Source organism: Maribacter chungangensis (assembly GCF_042676845.1).
Lineage (GTDB): Bacteria > Bacteroidota > Bacteroidia > Flavobacteriales > Flavobacteriaceae > Maribacter > Maribacter chungangensis.
In genome coordinates, this window is record NZ_JBHTHY010000006.1 from 279,057 (window position 1) to 293,962 (window position 14,906).

A 14,906-nucleotide genomic window follows, 5' to 3' on the forward strand; every position below is an offset into this window, starting at 1 on the left:
TTACTAGATCGTACAACTATCGAATACCGCATTCGTTATCGTAGTTTTTCGGACCAATATGGTACGTAGTGATAAAGGGTGAATGCAGATAAGTACCAACGTTTTGATCAGATGGTGTCACTACCGGGTATCCACTAAACAACTTAAAATGCGGAATAATTTTACACTATGTCGATTTATAGGCTATCGCCTGTTTACACGGATAGTAAAACTCGAACTTTATTTCCCACGGAACTGATCTCAAGGTCTGCAACGGCTTCTTCAAGATACAACTACTACTTTCTGTCTTAGGCATCCTTAAAATCCATGCACAGGTAAAATTTTGACAATATACTTAGGGGGTTGGACAATCTCATAAATTAAAAAAGCAAGAGTTCCATATTGGAACCCTTGCTTTTTTCCTATACTTTCTATAGTTTAAAAAATTTACGGGTCTACCGTACGACACGAACATAGCGCCTACGAAAACACCTTGGATTAATCCCTTAGGGTAACTTCTTCCGTGGTGCCGTTAGGGTATGTAATTGTTGCCTTATCGTCACAGGTACCGTCCCCGAAATCCAAGGTAAGGGCCAATCCGTTTTTTGTTATACCTATCGATCCTTCTGCTATGTAGGTACAGCCTACCTTGGTTTGTAACTCATTGATTACATTTATGGCATAAACATCGCTGCCAACAGTTAAATTCCAGTTACCATCAAGGGTAATTGCAATATCCTCTATGTTCTCGCCGATCGTAAAGCCAAAAATACGTTCCCCATTTTCCGAGACATTGGTGCCATTGGCAAGTACCAAATCCATAGTACTGTTTACGGTGTACGATAGGGCGTTTTCAACCGTAGCACCTAACAACAGAATAGTTCTGCTACCATTGAGTACGGCTTCATTTACATAGAAATCATTGTAGGTGACCGTGTAAGATGCACTTTCCGAGTTAACGGCGTAGGTGACAATTAGGCTTCCGTTCACATTATCGGTACCATTTAGAACGCAGTTGTTGAATGTTACACTATACCCTGTTTCAGTATATTCGGCAGCATAACACTCGTTTGTTGAACCGGTTTTACCGGAAGTATCATTGTTCAAAAATAATTGGGATAGTACTTGGTCCGCCGCGCTGACAAGTTCGTCCGATTCCAAAAGCAATTGAACTTCTTGGGCCGTTAACGCATCGGTATCCGGTATACCATCCTTGTCGGATTCATCGGTGCTGCAGCTGATTGCAAAAGTTGAAAACAGGAGTATCACACATACATTTTTAACCCTATTTTGTATTTTTTTCATATCGATATATTAATTGATTATTAGCATTCTAACGCAGAATTAAACGCTTTAGTGTATGCGCATCGCTTACTGTACCTATGGCCACTGGTTTTAAACCATAAAAAATCGTATACGATTTAGTATCTTTGGCTAATGGGTAAAAAAGTAAATTTACGGGACCAAGTTCGCGAGCACCTCATTAAAGAAATGACCACTGGAACACTAGTCCTTGGTAAAACCATAAACCTAGCTGCGCTCTCCAGGGCATTGGAAGTAAGCGTTACGCCAATCCGGGAAGCCTTGGCACAGTTACAGCAGGCACGTATCATCAAGGCCGTCCCCAATCGTGGTTTTATTATTGCGGAACTGGACGTAAAGGAAGCCGAGGACCTCTATGACCTTGTTGCCAGTTTAGAGGTGATGGCTATCGAAAACAGGGAATTTAACGAAGCCGACATCAGGAATTTAAAAAGGCAACAGGACATTTTTGAAAATGCCCCGGATGCTATTTCCAGGATACAGGCCGATATGGAATTTCATAGACTATTGACCCAGGGATATGAAAACGAGCTGGCCTTACAATTACTGCAGGATCTTAAGACCAGGGTGTTTTTTTATGAGCGTGCCTTTATGTCCGATGATTTCTTCTATAACAAATCCGACAACCAACATGAAGCCATTATTTCCGCTATAGAAGATGATAATGTTCCTACCGCCTCCCTCCTACTTAAAATGAACTGGATGCTCATTTTAAACTATATTCAAAAAAAACTGACCGAATAACCATCTATTGCTACTTAAGATCCTCTAACAAAAGGGCCGCGGAAGCTGTTATCCTTTGATAGCTTTTATAACCCCATCTAGAGAAAAACAACATACCCACAAAAACCAGTACAAAACCTATCCATTGTGATGGCTTAAACGACATGGAAAATATATCTTGATCATTGAATATTTTAGCGGTTATGGGAACAATCAAAAATAACATGGCAAACGATAGGGTAATACTGATTTGTTGTAACCGTAATAGCCTGGTTTTTGACTTCGTGTACCTCCGTAGGATTTCCGAATAGGTTTGGTTAAAGATATCCAACTCCTGAATTTGTTTTAATGCGGCCAATACCAATATCGGCATGATAATCAGGAAACCCAAAGACAGTATACCACAAAGTTTAAGATACCATGTATCCAATGCGCTAAAATTTAAAATGATACCTAAGGCAGCTCCAAAACATACTACGGTTCCAAGCTTCTCATAATGGCTTATTTTGTTAAACTTGTTCTTGTACTTCGTACGTGCCATCTCCATGACTATACTATTTGTAAGTTTCTTTTGTGCCTCCAACTCCTCGCTCATTCGGTTCCAAGTGGCCTGTAGTTCATCCCATTCCATACGCTATTTTTTTACAATATTGCTTTTCATTTTATTTTTGATACGAGAAATCCGTGTTCCAACGTTTGATGACGTTAAACCGGTTATTTCGGCAATCTCGCCATAACTTTTGCCTTCGAGTACAAGTAGCATCAGTCCCTTTTCCAGCGCATTCAAAGTTTGAATATAGGTATGCACCAATGCCAATCGCTCTTCATAAAGCGCATCTTCTTTATCTGTCGCTGCCGGCATTTCCACATACCATGAAGACAAGGAAGCTTGTTTTTTTGATTTTTTTAAGTGGGTAATCGCCGTATTCATGCCTACGCGGTACATCCACGTGGTTATTTTTGATTCCCCTTTAAACGAATCAAAGCATTTCCACAACTGATATACAATTTCTTGAAAGAGGTCTTCACGATCAGTAGCGGTATTGGTGTATATCGATGCAACCTTCATCAGAAGTCCTTGATGCTCTTGTATTAGTCTGGTGAACTCCGTTTCACTGGCCATGGAATGCATTGGTTTACTTAATAGGTATATGCTTTGCTCTAAAAATCACATAATTGTGGTAGTTATTTTGAAAGTAAGGTGCAATATCACAAGTACGCTCAAAAAAACAAAAGGAAGATAGGCCAGCGGTCGTAAGACCAAGAACTTTTTTCAACTATCTGTAGTTACCTGTTGCAAAAAGAGATAATCCTACTGGATGAATTTACCCAAAAAATAGAAAATAACGGTTCAAAGCAGTATCTGTTTATGTGAGATTAATTTTAGGGCAATGGATACGTTAAGACGAAAAATTACATAAGTTGCTAAAATCGATGCTACAACATACGGACCAATAATTCGTTGTATTCATAAAAAAGTATAGCATGCACTACCTTAATCAAGATATAGCCGCATTGACAAAAAGAAAAAAGACACCATCTTTGGTGAAACCGGAAAGCTCCTGCGGTATTTTTCAGGATGTTGAAAAGTTGATAGAAACCAAAGTAAATCGCTCCGAAAAACATTAAGTTTTACCTAATACTGCAGAACTGAAACATTTAGATATCTTGATAGAAATCAGTGTTACCTTTCTTTTACTTTCTCTTGGCTTGCCTAGGGTCATTTCCTACTCAAATAATGAAGCATCCAATCCGGGAACGATTTTAAGTGCATTTTTATAATACACTTTTTTAAGCACCTCATCCGGCAGGTTAAGTCCGTACATGGACCAGAAGGCATGATATTTTTTGTAGTATGGGAAATACTCGTCATTGCTTTCCAATACCCTAAAATAAGTAGGGAATTCCTCGGGTTTCCAACTGTCCTTGCCAAAAAGGATTCGGTCTTGATATTTGATAAAAAACGCTCTTGCATGTTGTGGCTGTCTTCCCAGCTCTGCGATTACCGCAGAAATACCGACGTACATATTGGGCATAGCATCCAACAGCGCGCCAAGCTTGCCCAGATTATTGGCATACCAACCCATGTGCGCATTGATAAAATTTGTTTTTGGGTGCTTTTTGAATACATTATGTTGTTCCTGTATAATTTGCTCCCAAGGCGCCGGGTCGGTAGCGGAGCGTTTTCTTCGCGGTCTGGTCTTTAGTTCCAACCATCGTTCGTTCTTGCTGTCCATAGCATCCCAAAAAGGTTTGGGATCTGCGGCATGAATGAGTACAGGTATGCCGAGTTCTCCGCATTTTGCCCACACAGGGTCCAGCCGCGGGTCATCTATGGCAACCCTGTTACCATTTATGTCTTTATAACGCAGTCCAAGACTTTTGAATATTTTAAGGCCCTTTGCTCCGTTTTTTACATCATCTTCCAATTGTTTCGCCGCCTTAATTCCCCAATCATCTGCCCCTACTCCTTCAAAATCGACATTGGCAAAGACCGCAAAACGGTTGGGAAAGCTCTTACCGATATTCTGGACCTTTTCTTTTAAGCTTTCCCCGGAGCCACCACTAAGGTTAACCATAATACCTTCGTTCAATCTTTCCATATCGGCCAGTAGGCTGGTCAGTTTTTCGACCGACATATCCCTTTGATGGCTGTGAATATCTATAAACCGAAACTTTGCCTGCTTAATCTCCTTACCGGGCACCACTAAGGTAGATGTGGGGTTGTATTCCTCAAAACTCATTTCCTGGGAAAACAGTGCGGGTGCCGCAGCCATCATTACCATAAAAAAAAGGATACTAGTCTTGCTTGGATTAATGCGATTCATTCTTTATCAGTGTTATGTAGTTTGTATAATTTTTGATAGGTTTCTAAGGTGTCTATATCCGTTAGCTGTTCCCCTGCATCCAACGCTAGGATGTCCTCCTTATATTTGGACATGAGCAGCCTTGCTCCAACGTCTTCTTTCAAATGTAGTAGTTCCTGTGCTATTTTGGTACTAAAGATAGCGGGTACGCCATATTTGTTCGAATACTTTGTTGCCACAATCGGAAACTTATTGGTTTTGAAGGTATTACTAAGGTTCTTGTAATAATGAGCAGTCAGTAAAGGTTGATCCGCCAAGCAAATCAAAATACCTTTAATATCCATTTCTTGTTTTAAGATGGTCTTGATTCCGCAGGCGATACTGTTCCCAAGACCCTTGTCCCAAGTTTTATTTGAAATTAGGGTTACGGGATAATTATGGAGTTTTGATTCATTTTCTATTAAGGACGAATTTGCACCCAGTACCATAAAGACCCTATCCCTTTGTACTTCCAAAAGCGTTTTAAGGGTATGGACCAACATATTCGTGTTGTTCCACGGCAATAACTGCTTCACACTTTTCATGCGTGAAGACTGGCCGGCAGCCATAATAAGCACCGCTATGTTGTCCGTTGTTTTCAATTATGGATGCCCTGTTTTTTATCCCGTAACAACATCGGCTCTTGCTTTCGAATTACCGTAAGAATTTCCGCAAGAATGGCCACTGCAATTTCTTCGGGCGCCTCTGCTCCTATATTCAATCCGGCAGGGCCGTAAATAGCATCAAAAAAATCATAATCCTCTTCCGGATACAGTTCCATATATTCCCCGAACAACTTTTCCCGCCGTTTTGTGGGCCCCAACAACCCAAAATACATAGGCTCTGCTTTTTTAAGTGCCTTTAGGTATTTTAAATCTTTTACATAACTGTGTGTCATGAGCACTACGGCCGTTTGCGCATCGATCTCATCTACGGGCAAAAGTTCCGGTTCCACATTCCAAAGGGCATCGATACCCGGGAAATCGGCTAGCTGCTTATCTTCCGACGGTACGGTGGCCACAACCACCTCCCAACCAAGCCCCAAAGCCAAATACGATAGTTTTACGGCATCATGCTCTCCACCGATGATGACCAATTTGTAAATGGGTTTCATCTCTTGGCTAAATAGTTCCGTTTCCTGACCACTATTAAAATTCCTCCGTAATGGAATCCTTGCCCCCTTAAGTACTACTATAGACCCCAAACCGTTACATACGCCGTACTCCTTTTTATAATGTGATGCTATTGCAAATTCGGTTCGTTTACATAAAGCTTCCTTTAATTGTTGCAGTACCTGATCATCTACATCAAAAGGCTCCAAAAGGATATAAAGAATACCCTCACAGCCCAAGCGAAAACGTCCGTCGTAGGTCATCATTTTAGGGCTTCCCGTCTTAAAAACACTAGCGGCCTGGAATACCACTTCTTTTTCTACACAACCACCGCTTACGGCCCCGGTTAGTTCTCCATTTTCCGAAATACCCATACGAACGCCCGGTCTGCGGTACGAGGAGCCATCTAAGGCTACTACGGTAGCCAGAACGGATTTTAATCCCTTCTTTTTGTCGCTAATAAAGCCCTCTACTATTTTTTTGAATTCGTGCGTCATGCCTTGGGACATATTTATGCTATAAAGAATACTATTTCCTGCTTCAAATTAACTTTTTTACAAAGGTTCACTCCTAGGTTTTAATTTCTTTAACATTGTTTAACATAATTAACAAAACTACCCATAATTTCTAAGCGGAAAGTGCGTTAATTTTGTTGAACACAAAATATACGTTTATGAAATCGTTCTTTAGAACTTTTAGTGCCCTTTTTATTCTTACGCTTATTATGTCTTGCGGAAATGCAGACGACGATATCGATTTAAACCTTAATTTAGGGGAAGGTCTCGGACAAGGAAAGCCCGTAGATGATTGTTTGGGATTGGAAGAGGGCGATTTGGTACTTTCCATACAAGATCAATTTACAACGGCTCCCGGTAAAGTGTCCATATTTTTTAAGGTTTCCGATACGAACGGGAATCCTGTCTCCGGATTGACCGCCGATCAGTTTACCATTTATGAGCAAGGCCGGAACGATGATTGTTTCAACACCATTTCTACCTCTGAATCTTTTGCCCGTATTTCACCAAACTCACAAATTTTTAGCAATAATACCTTACTGGTATTGGATTTAAGCAATAGTGTTTTGGAAAGCAGCTTGGAAGAGTTGAAAATAGCAAGCACCAGTTTTATCAATAATGTAATGCCCGAAACACCACTTGAATCCAATAAAATGGCTATTTACTGGTTTGATGGGGAAGACAAACTTCATCTGTTGAACGAGCTTACCTCGTCCAGGACGGAACTGGCAGCCGCTATTGATGGAATTACAGATGATATCAGTTCCGACCCTTCTACCGATCTGTACGGAGCGGTCATTAAGGTAAGTGATATCGCCTCCGACCTAATTAAAGAAACAACGGCCCGCGATAATATCGGTGCGGCCTCCGTGGTTATTTTTACCGATGGTACGGACCAAGCATCTCGCTTTACGGAATCGGCTGCCTTGAAAAAAGTAGATGAGGCCAACGCTAACATTTCTTTCTTCAGCATTGGTTTAGGGAGTGAAATAGATACCCAGGTATTATCCGACATTGGGAAGACGGCTACGGTATTTGCAACAAATAAAGAGGAGCTGGAAGATACGTTTAACGATATATCCGATAAAGTATCCGAAAGGGCCAACAGTTTCTACCTATTCGAATATTGTAGCCCAAAGCGCGATGGCAGCGGAGAGAACAATCTTGCCATACAGGTGAAGACCGGAGCAAGGGAAGGTGCGGTACAAACGAAATTTAATGCGAAAGGTTTTACCGGGGGTTGCGAATAAACACCAAAAAGAAGATTTTATAAGAGGCCGATCGGCCTCTTTTTTTTGCACGCTATATTTCTTTCAACCTACTAAAAATCAATTATTCAGCATCCATAATGCTCACTATTGCAGGAAATAACAAACATCCAAAACATCCGTTCGTCGATTTAATCCGTAAATGGAATTAAGAATACAAACACTAAATTCTAAACAACGGTAAAATGAAAAAATCAGCAGTAGCAGGAATAGTTTCCATCACACTTTTGGCTTCATGTGTATCTAAAAAGAAGTATGTGGCCCTTGAGGACAATTTGGCCCAGACCACAAGCATGTTAACAAAAACACAGGTCGAAAAAGAGGAGCTTGAAGGTAAGTTCGCAAAAATCGAAGCGCGTGTTGCGGAATACAACGCTAAGATCAATTCCTTAAAAGAAATTAATGATACGCAGTACACCTCGGTAGATGATGTTGCCGTAATGAGCAACAACACCAAAGCCAACATGCGTAAAACTTTGAAAAACGTTGACCCGGCTAAATTGGCCGCGGCAACAACGCTTCAAGACTCCATGAACTTGGCCGTATCCTATAAACTTCAACAGTCTATCTCCGATGATAATGACGATGTAAACGTAAGTATAGATAAAACGGTAGTCATGATCAATATCTCGGATGAGCTGTTATTCAACACCGCTAGCTACAGGGTAAGCAATAAAGCCGACAAGATTTTGAGCAAATTAGCGGAAGTGATCAAGTCCGAACCAAGTATGGAAGTAATGGTAGAAGGCCATACCGATGCAAGAACTATAAATACACCCATGGTAACCGATAACTGGGATTTAAGTGTAAAACGCGCTACCTCCATCGTTCGTGAGCTACAGAAGTCCTACGATGTGAACCCAAAGCAATTGATCGCTGCCGGTAGAAGTAGTTACCTTCCTTTGGCGGAAAACGATACCAAAGAGAACATGGCGAAGAACAGAAGAACGAAAATTGTTATTCTTCCTAATTTGGATAAGTTTTTTGCTTTACTGGACACAGAGTCTTTGTAATACCAATTTAAGTTTTGAATGTCGTATTGAAAATTTGAATTATTTTTTTCTCAGTTTAGGAATGAAATCTAAGCATAGCATTAGCTATGGTTCTATTTTATGACGACAAATGAGTAAAAAAGAAACTTGTTTTATGCGACATCTAGAAGTTAAATTGGTATAAGACATAGACAAGGTATTTTTTTAAAAGGGAAAGCTTAAGCTTTCCCTTTTTTTATGACTGCCAATACCAGTTTAGATACTGTATATCCCATAAAATAGGTCTATTTCCGAAATAACCTATGCTGTAAATTAAAAGTAGGGTTTTTTCCCTTGTGGTTGTTATATCTATAAATACCCCAAACAACACCAATGCACATCCTTCAACCTATGGAACTAATATTAAAAATTAGAACTCATGGATGTATTAAACGATATTGTAAGAAATAGTGCCCTAAGCCTATTATCAAACCTGTACCGAAACTTGGTGCTGCTTCTTTTTTCGTCGATAGTTGTCGGCCTTTTTGCCATGCTCGTTACCCTGTTACATTATGGATCACAGATGTCCGTGCAGTATGGGTATTAAGATTACCTAAGTGTTACCTATAAATCATCGCATTGGGTATCGTTGGATTTTCAACATTTAAATCGATTAAAAAACCGTTGATGACAGCATATTCCAGCACCCCGTTTTTCTCAAGAAAAAAGGTAGGGTTTACGCCAGGCTGGAGCATTAGTTCCGGTACTTCGTAGTTTTTTCCGATAATATGAACCGGTAATGGCGAATTTAAGGCAGATAGCGGTATACCATCCATTCTAACATACCCATACCCTTTTTTTAATAAATCCGCAGTATTCAAATCTTTGGCAGCGGACATGGATTCCAAAATCTTGGGATATACTTTGGCCGGTTTCATGGTATGCGCGCTGGCATCTAAGGTTTCATAACCATAATAGGTAGATAAATCTCCTTGGTCTATTACCCTACTACTATACCAAAAACGGTTATGGTCCTTGTAATCGACCTCTAGTTGATTGATGCCTACATCCAAGGTATAGGTTTTTCCCATCAGTTCGTATTGCGCACCTACCAGCTTTAGATCAAATAGTTTTCTATCGTTCTCCGGAATTTTCTCATATTCCGAAATGGGAATCTCCTTGTAATTTTCCTTGGCTATGGTGTATATGGCAGATAAGATAGAGACATAGTTCAACTTTCTGATTTCTTGTTTTTCAGAATCATTTGGATATCCGCCGGATTCAATCAAAATAGTACTTGTTCCCCATTTTTGAATATTGTCCCCAAAGGCCCTCGGCTCAAAATCATCGTTGTACCTTCCTACTTGTCCCGGGGCGTACTGCTGCAGGATATTGTTCATGAACACTATGATTTTCATGGCATTACCACGAACTTCGTTGATATCCTTTTCGTAGTTATAGGCAGGCGCCAAATAAGAAATCGTAGCGGGTTTATCTGTTAGTTCCGCGTTGTAATAGGTACTTTGATCATGCAGATTAAAGCCAAAATCCGCCTCCAAACTGTCTCTAACCCGTTTTAGGGTCTTTCCCTCGGGAGATTGCAGTCTCAAGGCATCTCTGTTGATATCTATTCCCAACAAATTTCTTCTTTGATATAGTTCCGCACCATCGGGATTTAACATGGGTAAAAAGTGAATGGTAAGGTTCTCCAGAATGGCCTCTTTCTCCTCTTTAAAATCGGGACTATCAAAGAAATTCAAAATATCGAAAATTGCCTGGGTCGCCGTGGGTTCGTCCCCGTGCATCTGTGACCACAAAAAAACACTGGTTTCCCCTTTTCCCAAACTGATCAGGGACAAACTTTTCCCGGCAATAGAGGTACCCACGTTTGAAACCTTGAACCTAGGGTTTGCCTTCGCTTTTACAATCAAAGGGGCTATCTCCGTGTGTTTTATCCGTCTTTTGTTCAAGGATTCTTCCTTATAGTTTTCGTAAGTATCGTAAAGCGCCGTGGTAATATCTTGGCTCTGGCTTACTCCGATTAGCGGAAGGATAAGAATGAGTAAAAATCTTAGTTGCTTCATGTGGATGATTTATGGTGGTTAGGTTTTAAGGTTCAAGGTTCAAGGTTTCAAGATAAAATAATGTCTTTGATTATAGATTTATTTCTAGCTTACAATGTGGGTACTGGTTTAAAATCAAGGGATTTTACGGCTTTTCTTACCTTTTCCATAAAGTTTTTTCCCGGGTCGGTTTTTACGGTACGGTAGCCACTGTCCTTCTCCAACCAAAGCGAATGGTTTTCAAAACGCGTGTATTCATAATGCCCAATCAGATACTCGATATCGTACTTATCCGTCAAATAACGCACCAATTGAATGTTGGATTTAACCTGTGCTTTTGTCAAGGGCTGCCCTTCGCCCCCACCCACATTTTCCACACCAATGGCACAATGGTTTAGACCGATGACATGGCGTGCCATTTTGGTTTCCGGCATAAGTCTATAAATGGTACCATCGCGGTCCACCATAAACTGGGACGAGACATTTAACCCACTTACTCCTTTTATATCTGGTCTCCAATTTGGTAGTGTCGGTTTTTCAAACGCTGAAAAGGATTTTTCAAAGGTGGGGATAACGGTCCAATGCAGAACGATCATTTTGGGCGTTATTTCCGGACTATCCTGTTCCAATCCATAACGCTCCTCCAGATACTCAAGCGTTAACCGTTCTCGTTCTGCATCGAATATGATGGGTTTACTAACTATGTTTAAGGTCGATTTGCATGATGAAAGCAGTACCGCGCATATCACCAAAAGTAATCTTGTTCTCATTCTTCAATTGTGTTTACCGTATCCTTTAATACACCGTATTTAATTTCGATTTTCCTTCTCCCCCATTCCCGCGCTTTTTTAATATCCTTTCCCATGTAAATATCAATTCGATTGCGCCATCTGGCATGCATTTTATCCTTCACGACATAAACTCCCTTAAAAGTATCAATTTTGACCAAGGTATTATAACTCAAGCCTTTTTTTAATAAATCCCTAGATACGGCTATCCATTTTACGCCGGGTTTTATGGAATCGCCCCAAGCTGTTATTGCTGGGTGTTCATGGGATGTTTGTGCAGGAGTTGAGTTATAGGCCGTAGCGGTCACGGTAAGAGGCTGCCAGTGATAAGGGTCTTCCTGCTCGGCGGAATCCCTACAGGAGGAACTTATGCTGATCACTATCAAAACAAGGAAAAACCTACCCATGGTACATCGATTTCTAGGCCTTAATAGTACTTATTATTTTTCATAACCGAAAGACAAAACAGAAATTACAAACGGTTTTATAATATAACATGTAACCGTGCGGTACAGATTCAAACATAAAAGTGATATCAACCATCAACATATAACGCGGTTGAAATGATTCATATCGAGCTTAGCTGTTCTTACACCTAGTATACGGTTCGTAATTCCTCGGTTTTCCTTAATTTTGTACTGCTATGAAAAAAGAAAAAAAACCAGATTACATCGTTTTTGATGAGGAGACCCAATCCTACAACGGCAAACTGTTACCCTATGCAAGTGGTGTTGCCGCGCCAAAAATTACTCCTCCGGACGTAACCTCATGGAAAAATACCAATATTGTTAGCGCCAATAATCAATTTAAAGCGCAATACGAGGCTATACAAGAAGATTATAAGCGGTTGATGAAGGATTTTGAACTGAACAATTTGGTGTACAGCGCCAAGTTTAGTTTTGAGCCCATCGTTGGAAAAACCTATCATTTATACCGCTCCAAGGACGAGAGTACTTTTTTGTCCTTAATCCTTCCCAATGAATGTACGTTTGAGTATTTGGGTAGTTTCCTTTTAGGGCCTAACAGAACTTGGGAAAAACTATAGGCCCGGTAAGGGCACGTAACTGGTATCGTCGTCCATCATAGGAAATGTCTTTGCTTTCCAAGAGGATTTTGCTTTTTCTATTTTTTCTTTGTCGTGCGAGACAAAATTCCAATAGATATGTCGCTCTTCTGGCAAGGGTTCACCGCCAAAAAGCAATACATGGGTATTGGCATGAACAATGGTTTTACAGGTATCCGTGACTTTACTGACCAGAATATTTCCTTTTTCAACCACTTCACCGCAGGCCTCAATACTTCCTTCTACGATACAGATACCTATTTCCCCTTTGAGGTTGTCCAAGGTATTTAAACTATATTTTTCTGTTGTTTTAACCTCTACCATAAATAGTGGGGAATGCACGGGCACGGGAGATTTTCTTCCATAACCCTCGCCCGCAACTAAGGTAAAACTGGCGGCATCATCTTGCCAAGAGGGTAAACTGTTGGCCGCAATATGGTGAAATTCCGGTGCCATATCTTCCAACTCCTTGGGCAAGGCTACCCAAATTTGATAGCCGTGCGCCGTAAACTGATTTCCGTTTCTAAGATAACTGGGCGTACGTTCGGTATGGGAAACCCCTTTACCGGCCACCATCCAATTTACCGAACCAGGTTTGATCAACTGTTTTGTTCCTATACTATCCTCGTGCTGCAGTTCACCTTCCAACATATAGGTAAGGGTAGATAGGCCTATATGCGGGTGTTGGTCTACATCCATATAAGTAGTGGGGCCCAACTTTGTGGGACCCATGTGGTCTATAAAGATAAAGGGGCCTATCATGCGTTTTTTCCGAAACGGAATAAGTCTGCCCACTAAAAAATCACCAATATCCCTGCTGCGTTCCGCTATTATCAATCCAATGTTCGACATCACTTTGTTTTTGCTAAATTTACAAAAATGATAACGTAAATCACATTGAAAAAACTAAGATTAGTTCTCCCCGTAATACTCGCTATAGTCGGATTTTTAGTCTGGAAAAACTACCCCAAATTAAATCTCATTTCCGGTTACTATTCAAAAAATATGGCATCTAACCATTTCATAGCCAAGCGAATGTTCTCGGATATTGCCGAAATGGATAATAACGTTCCTTTGGTTAAACTGGCAAAATTGGACAAAGCTTCGGAGACTTCGGTATTTAGCTCGGTATACGGGCTTATGCAAAGAGAAAGTGTATGCCGCGAAGGATTGGGGTGCGTATTAATTACGGATGCGTATGACAAAAGTAAACCGTTGTTAAGACCAAAGCGAACTCGATTACGGAACAATAAGCCCTTCCCGTATGGTAATAATGGTAAAAAGGATACCATTTTCAATAATGTGGATTACAAAAAATTGGAACAGGCCCTTAGCAATGCCTTTAGCGACTACGAAACACAAAAGACCAGAACGGTTCTTGTTGCCTACAAAAATGAAATTATAGCAGAGAGCTATATCGAAGGCTTTTCTGCCGAAACACCCATTTTAGGTTGGTCCATGACCAAAAGTGTCTTGGCCACCTTGTATGGTATTCTGGAACACGAGGGCAAGATAAAAATGGATTACAGGCCCTTTGCGGATGACATACGTATGAAGAACACCAAAATTGGCATCACCTTAAATCATTTGTTGCGCATGCAGAGTGGCTTGGCCTGGGAAGAGGATTACACTAAGATTTCTGACGTGACCAAAATGCTCTTTTTGGATGCCGATATGACTAGGGCACAAGCGGTTAAACAGCCTGTTGCAGCGCCTACCGAGATATGGAACTATTCTTCGGGCACAAGTAACCTTCTTTCCGGAATTCTGCGAGATCAGTTCCCGACCCACCAAGCCTATTTGGATTACCCCTACACTCAATTAATCGATAAGATAGGTATGCACTCCATGCTTTTGGAAACGGATATGGAAGGTAATTTTGTGGGGTCTTCCTATGGATGGGCAAATACGCGTGATTGGGCAAAATTCGGACTTTTGTACCTAAACAAAGGCCTATGGAACGGCGAACGTATCTTCTCGGAAAGTTGGATAGATTATATAACCGAGCCCACCGCACATTCAGATGGTGTCTATGGAGCCCATTTTTGGTTGAATTCCGGCGGTAAGTTCCCCGATGTGCCCAAGGATATGTATTCCGCCAATGGTTATCAAGGTCAGTATGTATTTGTAATCCCTTCCAAAGATCTGGTCGTGGTGCGCACAGGTTTGGCCGAAGACCCGGAGTTCGATGTCAACGTTTTTTTGAAGGAGATTTGTGCAGCCATTGAGTAGCAAGGAAAATGATAGTATCACAA

17 protein-coding genes are annotated in these 14,906 nt (G+C 40.9%); 7 read left to right on the forward strand and 10 right to left on the reverse strand.

The window, feature by feature from the left end; translation table 11 throughout:
• Positions 1-477: 477 nt before the first annotated feature.
• The gene (locus tag ACFQZJ_RS09190) at positions 478-1,284 is read right to left on the reverse strand and encodes a hypothetical protein (protein WP_379934057.1); all 807 of its coding nucleotides are present in this window, start codon (positions 1,282-1,284) and stop codon (positions 478-480) included.
• A gap of 132 nt (positions 1,285-1,416) precedes the next feature.
• On the opposite strand from ACFQZJ_RS09190, the gene ACFQZJ_RS09195 reads away from it, so the two are divergent.
• Positions 1,417-2,046, forward strand: coding sequence for a GntR family transcriptional regulator (locus ACFQZJ_RS09195; RefSeq protein WP_379934059.1), 630 nt, complete (start codon positions 1,417-1,419; stop codon positions 2,044-2,046).
• A gap of 10 nt (positions 2,047-2,056) precedes the next feature.
• Here the strand turns inward: ACFQZJ_RS09195 and ACFQZJ_RS09200 are convergent, their stop codons facing one another.
• Together ACFQZJ_RS09200 and ACFQZJ_RS09205 are read right to left on the reverse strand one after the other, a co-directional pair.
• Positions 2,057-2,656, reverse strand: coding sequence for a hypothetical protein (locus ACFQZJ_RS09200; RefSeq protein WP_379934060.1), 600 nt, complete (start codon positions 2,654-2,656; stop codon positions 2,057-2,059).
• Between the two features lie 3 nt (positions 2,657-2,659).
• Positions 2,660-3,148, reverse strand: a complete 489-nt coding sequence (locus ACFQZJ_RS09205) for an RNA polymerase sigma factor (RefSeq protein ID WP_379934061.1) — start codon at positions 3,146-3,148, stop codon at positions 2,660-2,662.
• A gap of 362 nt (positions 3,149-3,510) precedes the next feature.
• Between ACFQZJ_RS09205 and ACFQZJ_RS09210 the strand changes: the two genes are divergently transcribed.
• Positions 3,511-3,654, forward strand: a complete 144-nt coding sequence (locus ACFQZJ_RS09210) for a hypothetical protein (protein ID WP_379934063.1) — start codon at positions 3,511-3,513, stop codon at positions 3,652-3,654.
• Positions 3,655-3,752: 98 nt separating this feature from the next.
• Here the strand turns inward: ACFQZJ_RS09210 and ACFQZJ_RS09215 are convergent, their stop codons facing one another.
• Genes ACFQZJ_RS09215 through ACFQZJ_RS09225 form a run of 3 tightly spaced genes read right to left on the reverse strand, consistent with a single transcriptional unit; the run spans position 3,753 to position 6,480 of the window.
• Positions 3,753-4,853: an amidohydrolase family protein gene (locus tag ACFQZJ_RS09215; protein ID WP_379934066.1), complete on the reverse strand. Its 1,101-nt coding sequence runs from the start codon at positions 4,851-4,853 to the stop codon at positions 3,753-3,755.
• Positions 4,850-5,473, reverse strand: a complete 624-nt coding sequence (locus ACFQZJ_RS09220) for a nucleotidyltransferase family protein (RefSeq protein WP_379934068.1) — start codon at positions 5,471-5,473, stop codon at positions 4,850-4,852. The genes ACFQZJ_RS09215 and ACFQZJ_RS09220 overlap by 4 nt, the downstream gene beginning before the upstream one ends.
• Entirely contained in the window at positions 5,470-6,480 is a 1,011-nt protein-coding gene (locus ACFQZJ_RS09225) for an XdhC family protein (protein ID WP_379934069.1), read from the reverse strand. The genes ACFQZJ_RS09220 and ACFQZJ_RS09225 overlap by 4 nt, the downstream gene beginning before the upstream one ends.
• A 176-nt stretch (positions 6,481-6,656) precedes the next feature.
• On the opposite strand from ACFQZJ_RS09225, the gene ACFQZJ_RS09230 reads away from it, so the two are divergent.
• The 3 genes from ACFQZJ_RS09230 (at position 6,657) to ACFQZJ_RS09240 (ending at position 9,344) form a co-directional block, all read left to right on the forward strand.
• Entirely contained in the window at positions 6,657-7,748 is a 1,092-nt protein-coding gene (locus ACFQZJ_RS09230; RefSeq protein ID WP_379934071.1) for a vWA domain-containing protein, read from the forward strand.
• A 203-nt stretch (positions 7,749-7,951) separates the two neighbouring features.
• Entirely contained in the window at positions 7,952-8,779 is an 828-nt protein-coding gene (locus ACFQZJ_RS09235) for an OmpA/MotB family protein (RefSeq protein ID WP_379934072.1), read from the forward strand.
• A gap of 397 nt (positions 8,780-9,176) precedes the next feature.
• Complete coding sequence (locus ACFQZJ_RS09240) at positions 9,177-9,344, forward strand: hypothetical protein (protein WP_379934074.1); 168 nt, start codon at positions 9,177-9,179, stop codon at positions 9,342-9,344.
• A gap of 13 nt (positions 9,345-9,357) precedes the next feature.
• Here the strand turns inward: ACFQZJ_RS09240 and ACFQZJ_RS09245 are convergent, their stop codons facing one another.
• From ACFQZJ_RS09245 to ACFQZJ_RS09255, 3 genes are all read right to left on the reverse strand, one after another.
• Positions 9,358-10,821 carry a M14 family metallopeptidase gene (locus tag ACFQZJ_RS09245; protein WP_379934076.1) on the reverse strand — a complete coding sequence of 488 codons (1,464 nt, stop codon included), beginning with the start codon at positions 10,819-10,821 and terminating at the stop codon, positions 9,358-9,360.
• An 89-nt stretch (positions 10,822-10,910) separates the two neighbouring features.
• Positions 10,911-11,570, reverse strand: a complete 660-nt coding sequence (locus ACFQZJ_RS09250) for an N-acetylmuramoyl-L-alanine amidase (protein ID WP_379934078.1) — start codon at positions 11,568-11,570, stop codon at positions 10,911-10,913.
• The gene (locus tag ACFQZJ_RS09255; RefSeq protein WP_379934079.1) at positions 11,567-11,995 is read right to left on the reverse strand and encodes a 3D domain-containing protein; all 429 of its coding nucleotides are present in this window, start codon (positions 11,993-11,995) and stop codon (positions 11,567-11,569) included. Before ACFQZJ_RS09255 ends, ACFQZJ_RS09250 begins: the two co-directional genes overlap by 4 nt.
• 236 nt (positions 11,996-12,231) lie before the next feature.
• On the opposite strand from ACFQZJ_RS09255, the gene ACFQZJ_RS09260 reads away from it, so the two are divergent.
• Positions 12,232-12,633 carry a DUF2452 domain-containing protein gene (locus tag ACFQZJ_RS09260; RefSeq protein ID WP_379934081.1) on the forward strand — a complete coding sequence of 134 codons (402 nt, stop codon included), beginning with the start codon at positions 12,232-12,234 and terminating at the stop codon, positions 12,631-12,633.
• Here the strand turns inward: ACFQZJ_RS09260 and ACFQZJ_RS09265 are convergent.
• Positions 12,628-13,503, reverse strand: coding sequence for a pirin family protein (locus tag ACFQZJ_RS09265; RefSeq protein ID WP_379934084.1), 876 nt, complete (start codon positions 13,501-13,503; stop codon positions 12,628-12,630). The genes ACFQZJ_RS09260 and ACFQZJ_RS09265 overlap by 6 nt on opposite strands.
• A 153-nt stretch (positions 13,504-13,656) precedes the next feature.
• Here ACFQZJ_RS09265 and ACFQZJ_RS09270 point away from each other — a divergent pair, with 153 nt between their 5' ends.
• Positions 13,657-14,883 (forward strand): serine hydrolase domain-containing protein, encoded by a 1,227-nt coding sequence (locus ACFQZJ_RS09270; protein ID WP_379934085.1) that lies wholly within the window; start codon positions 13,657-13,659, stop codon positions 14,881-14,883.
• Positions 14,884-14,906: the final 23 nt, after the last annotated feature.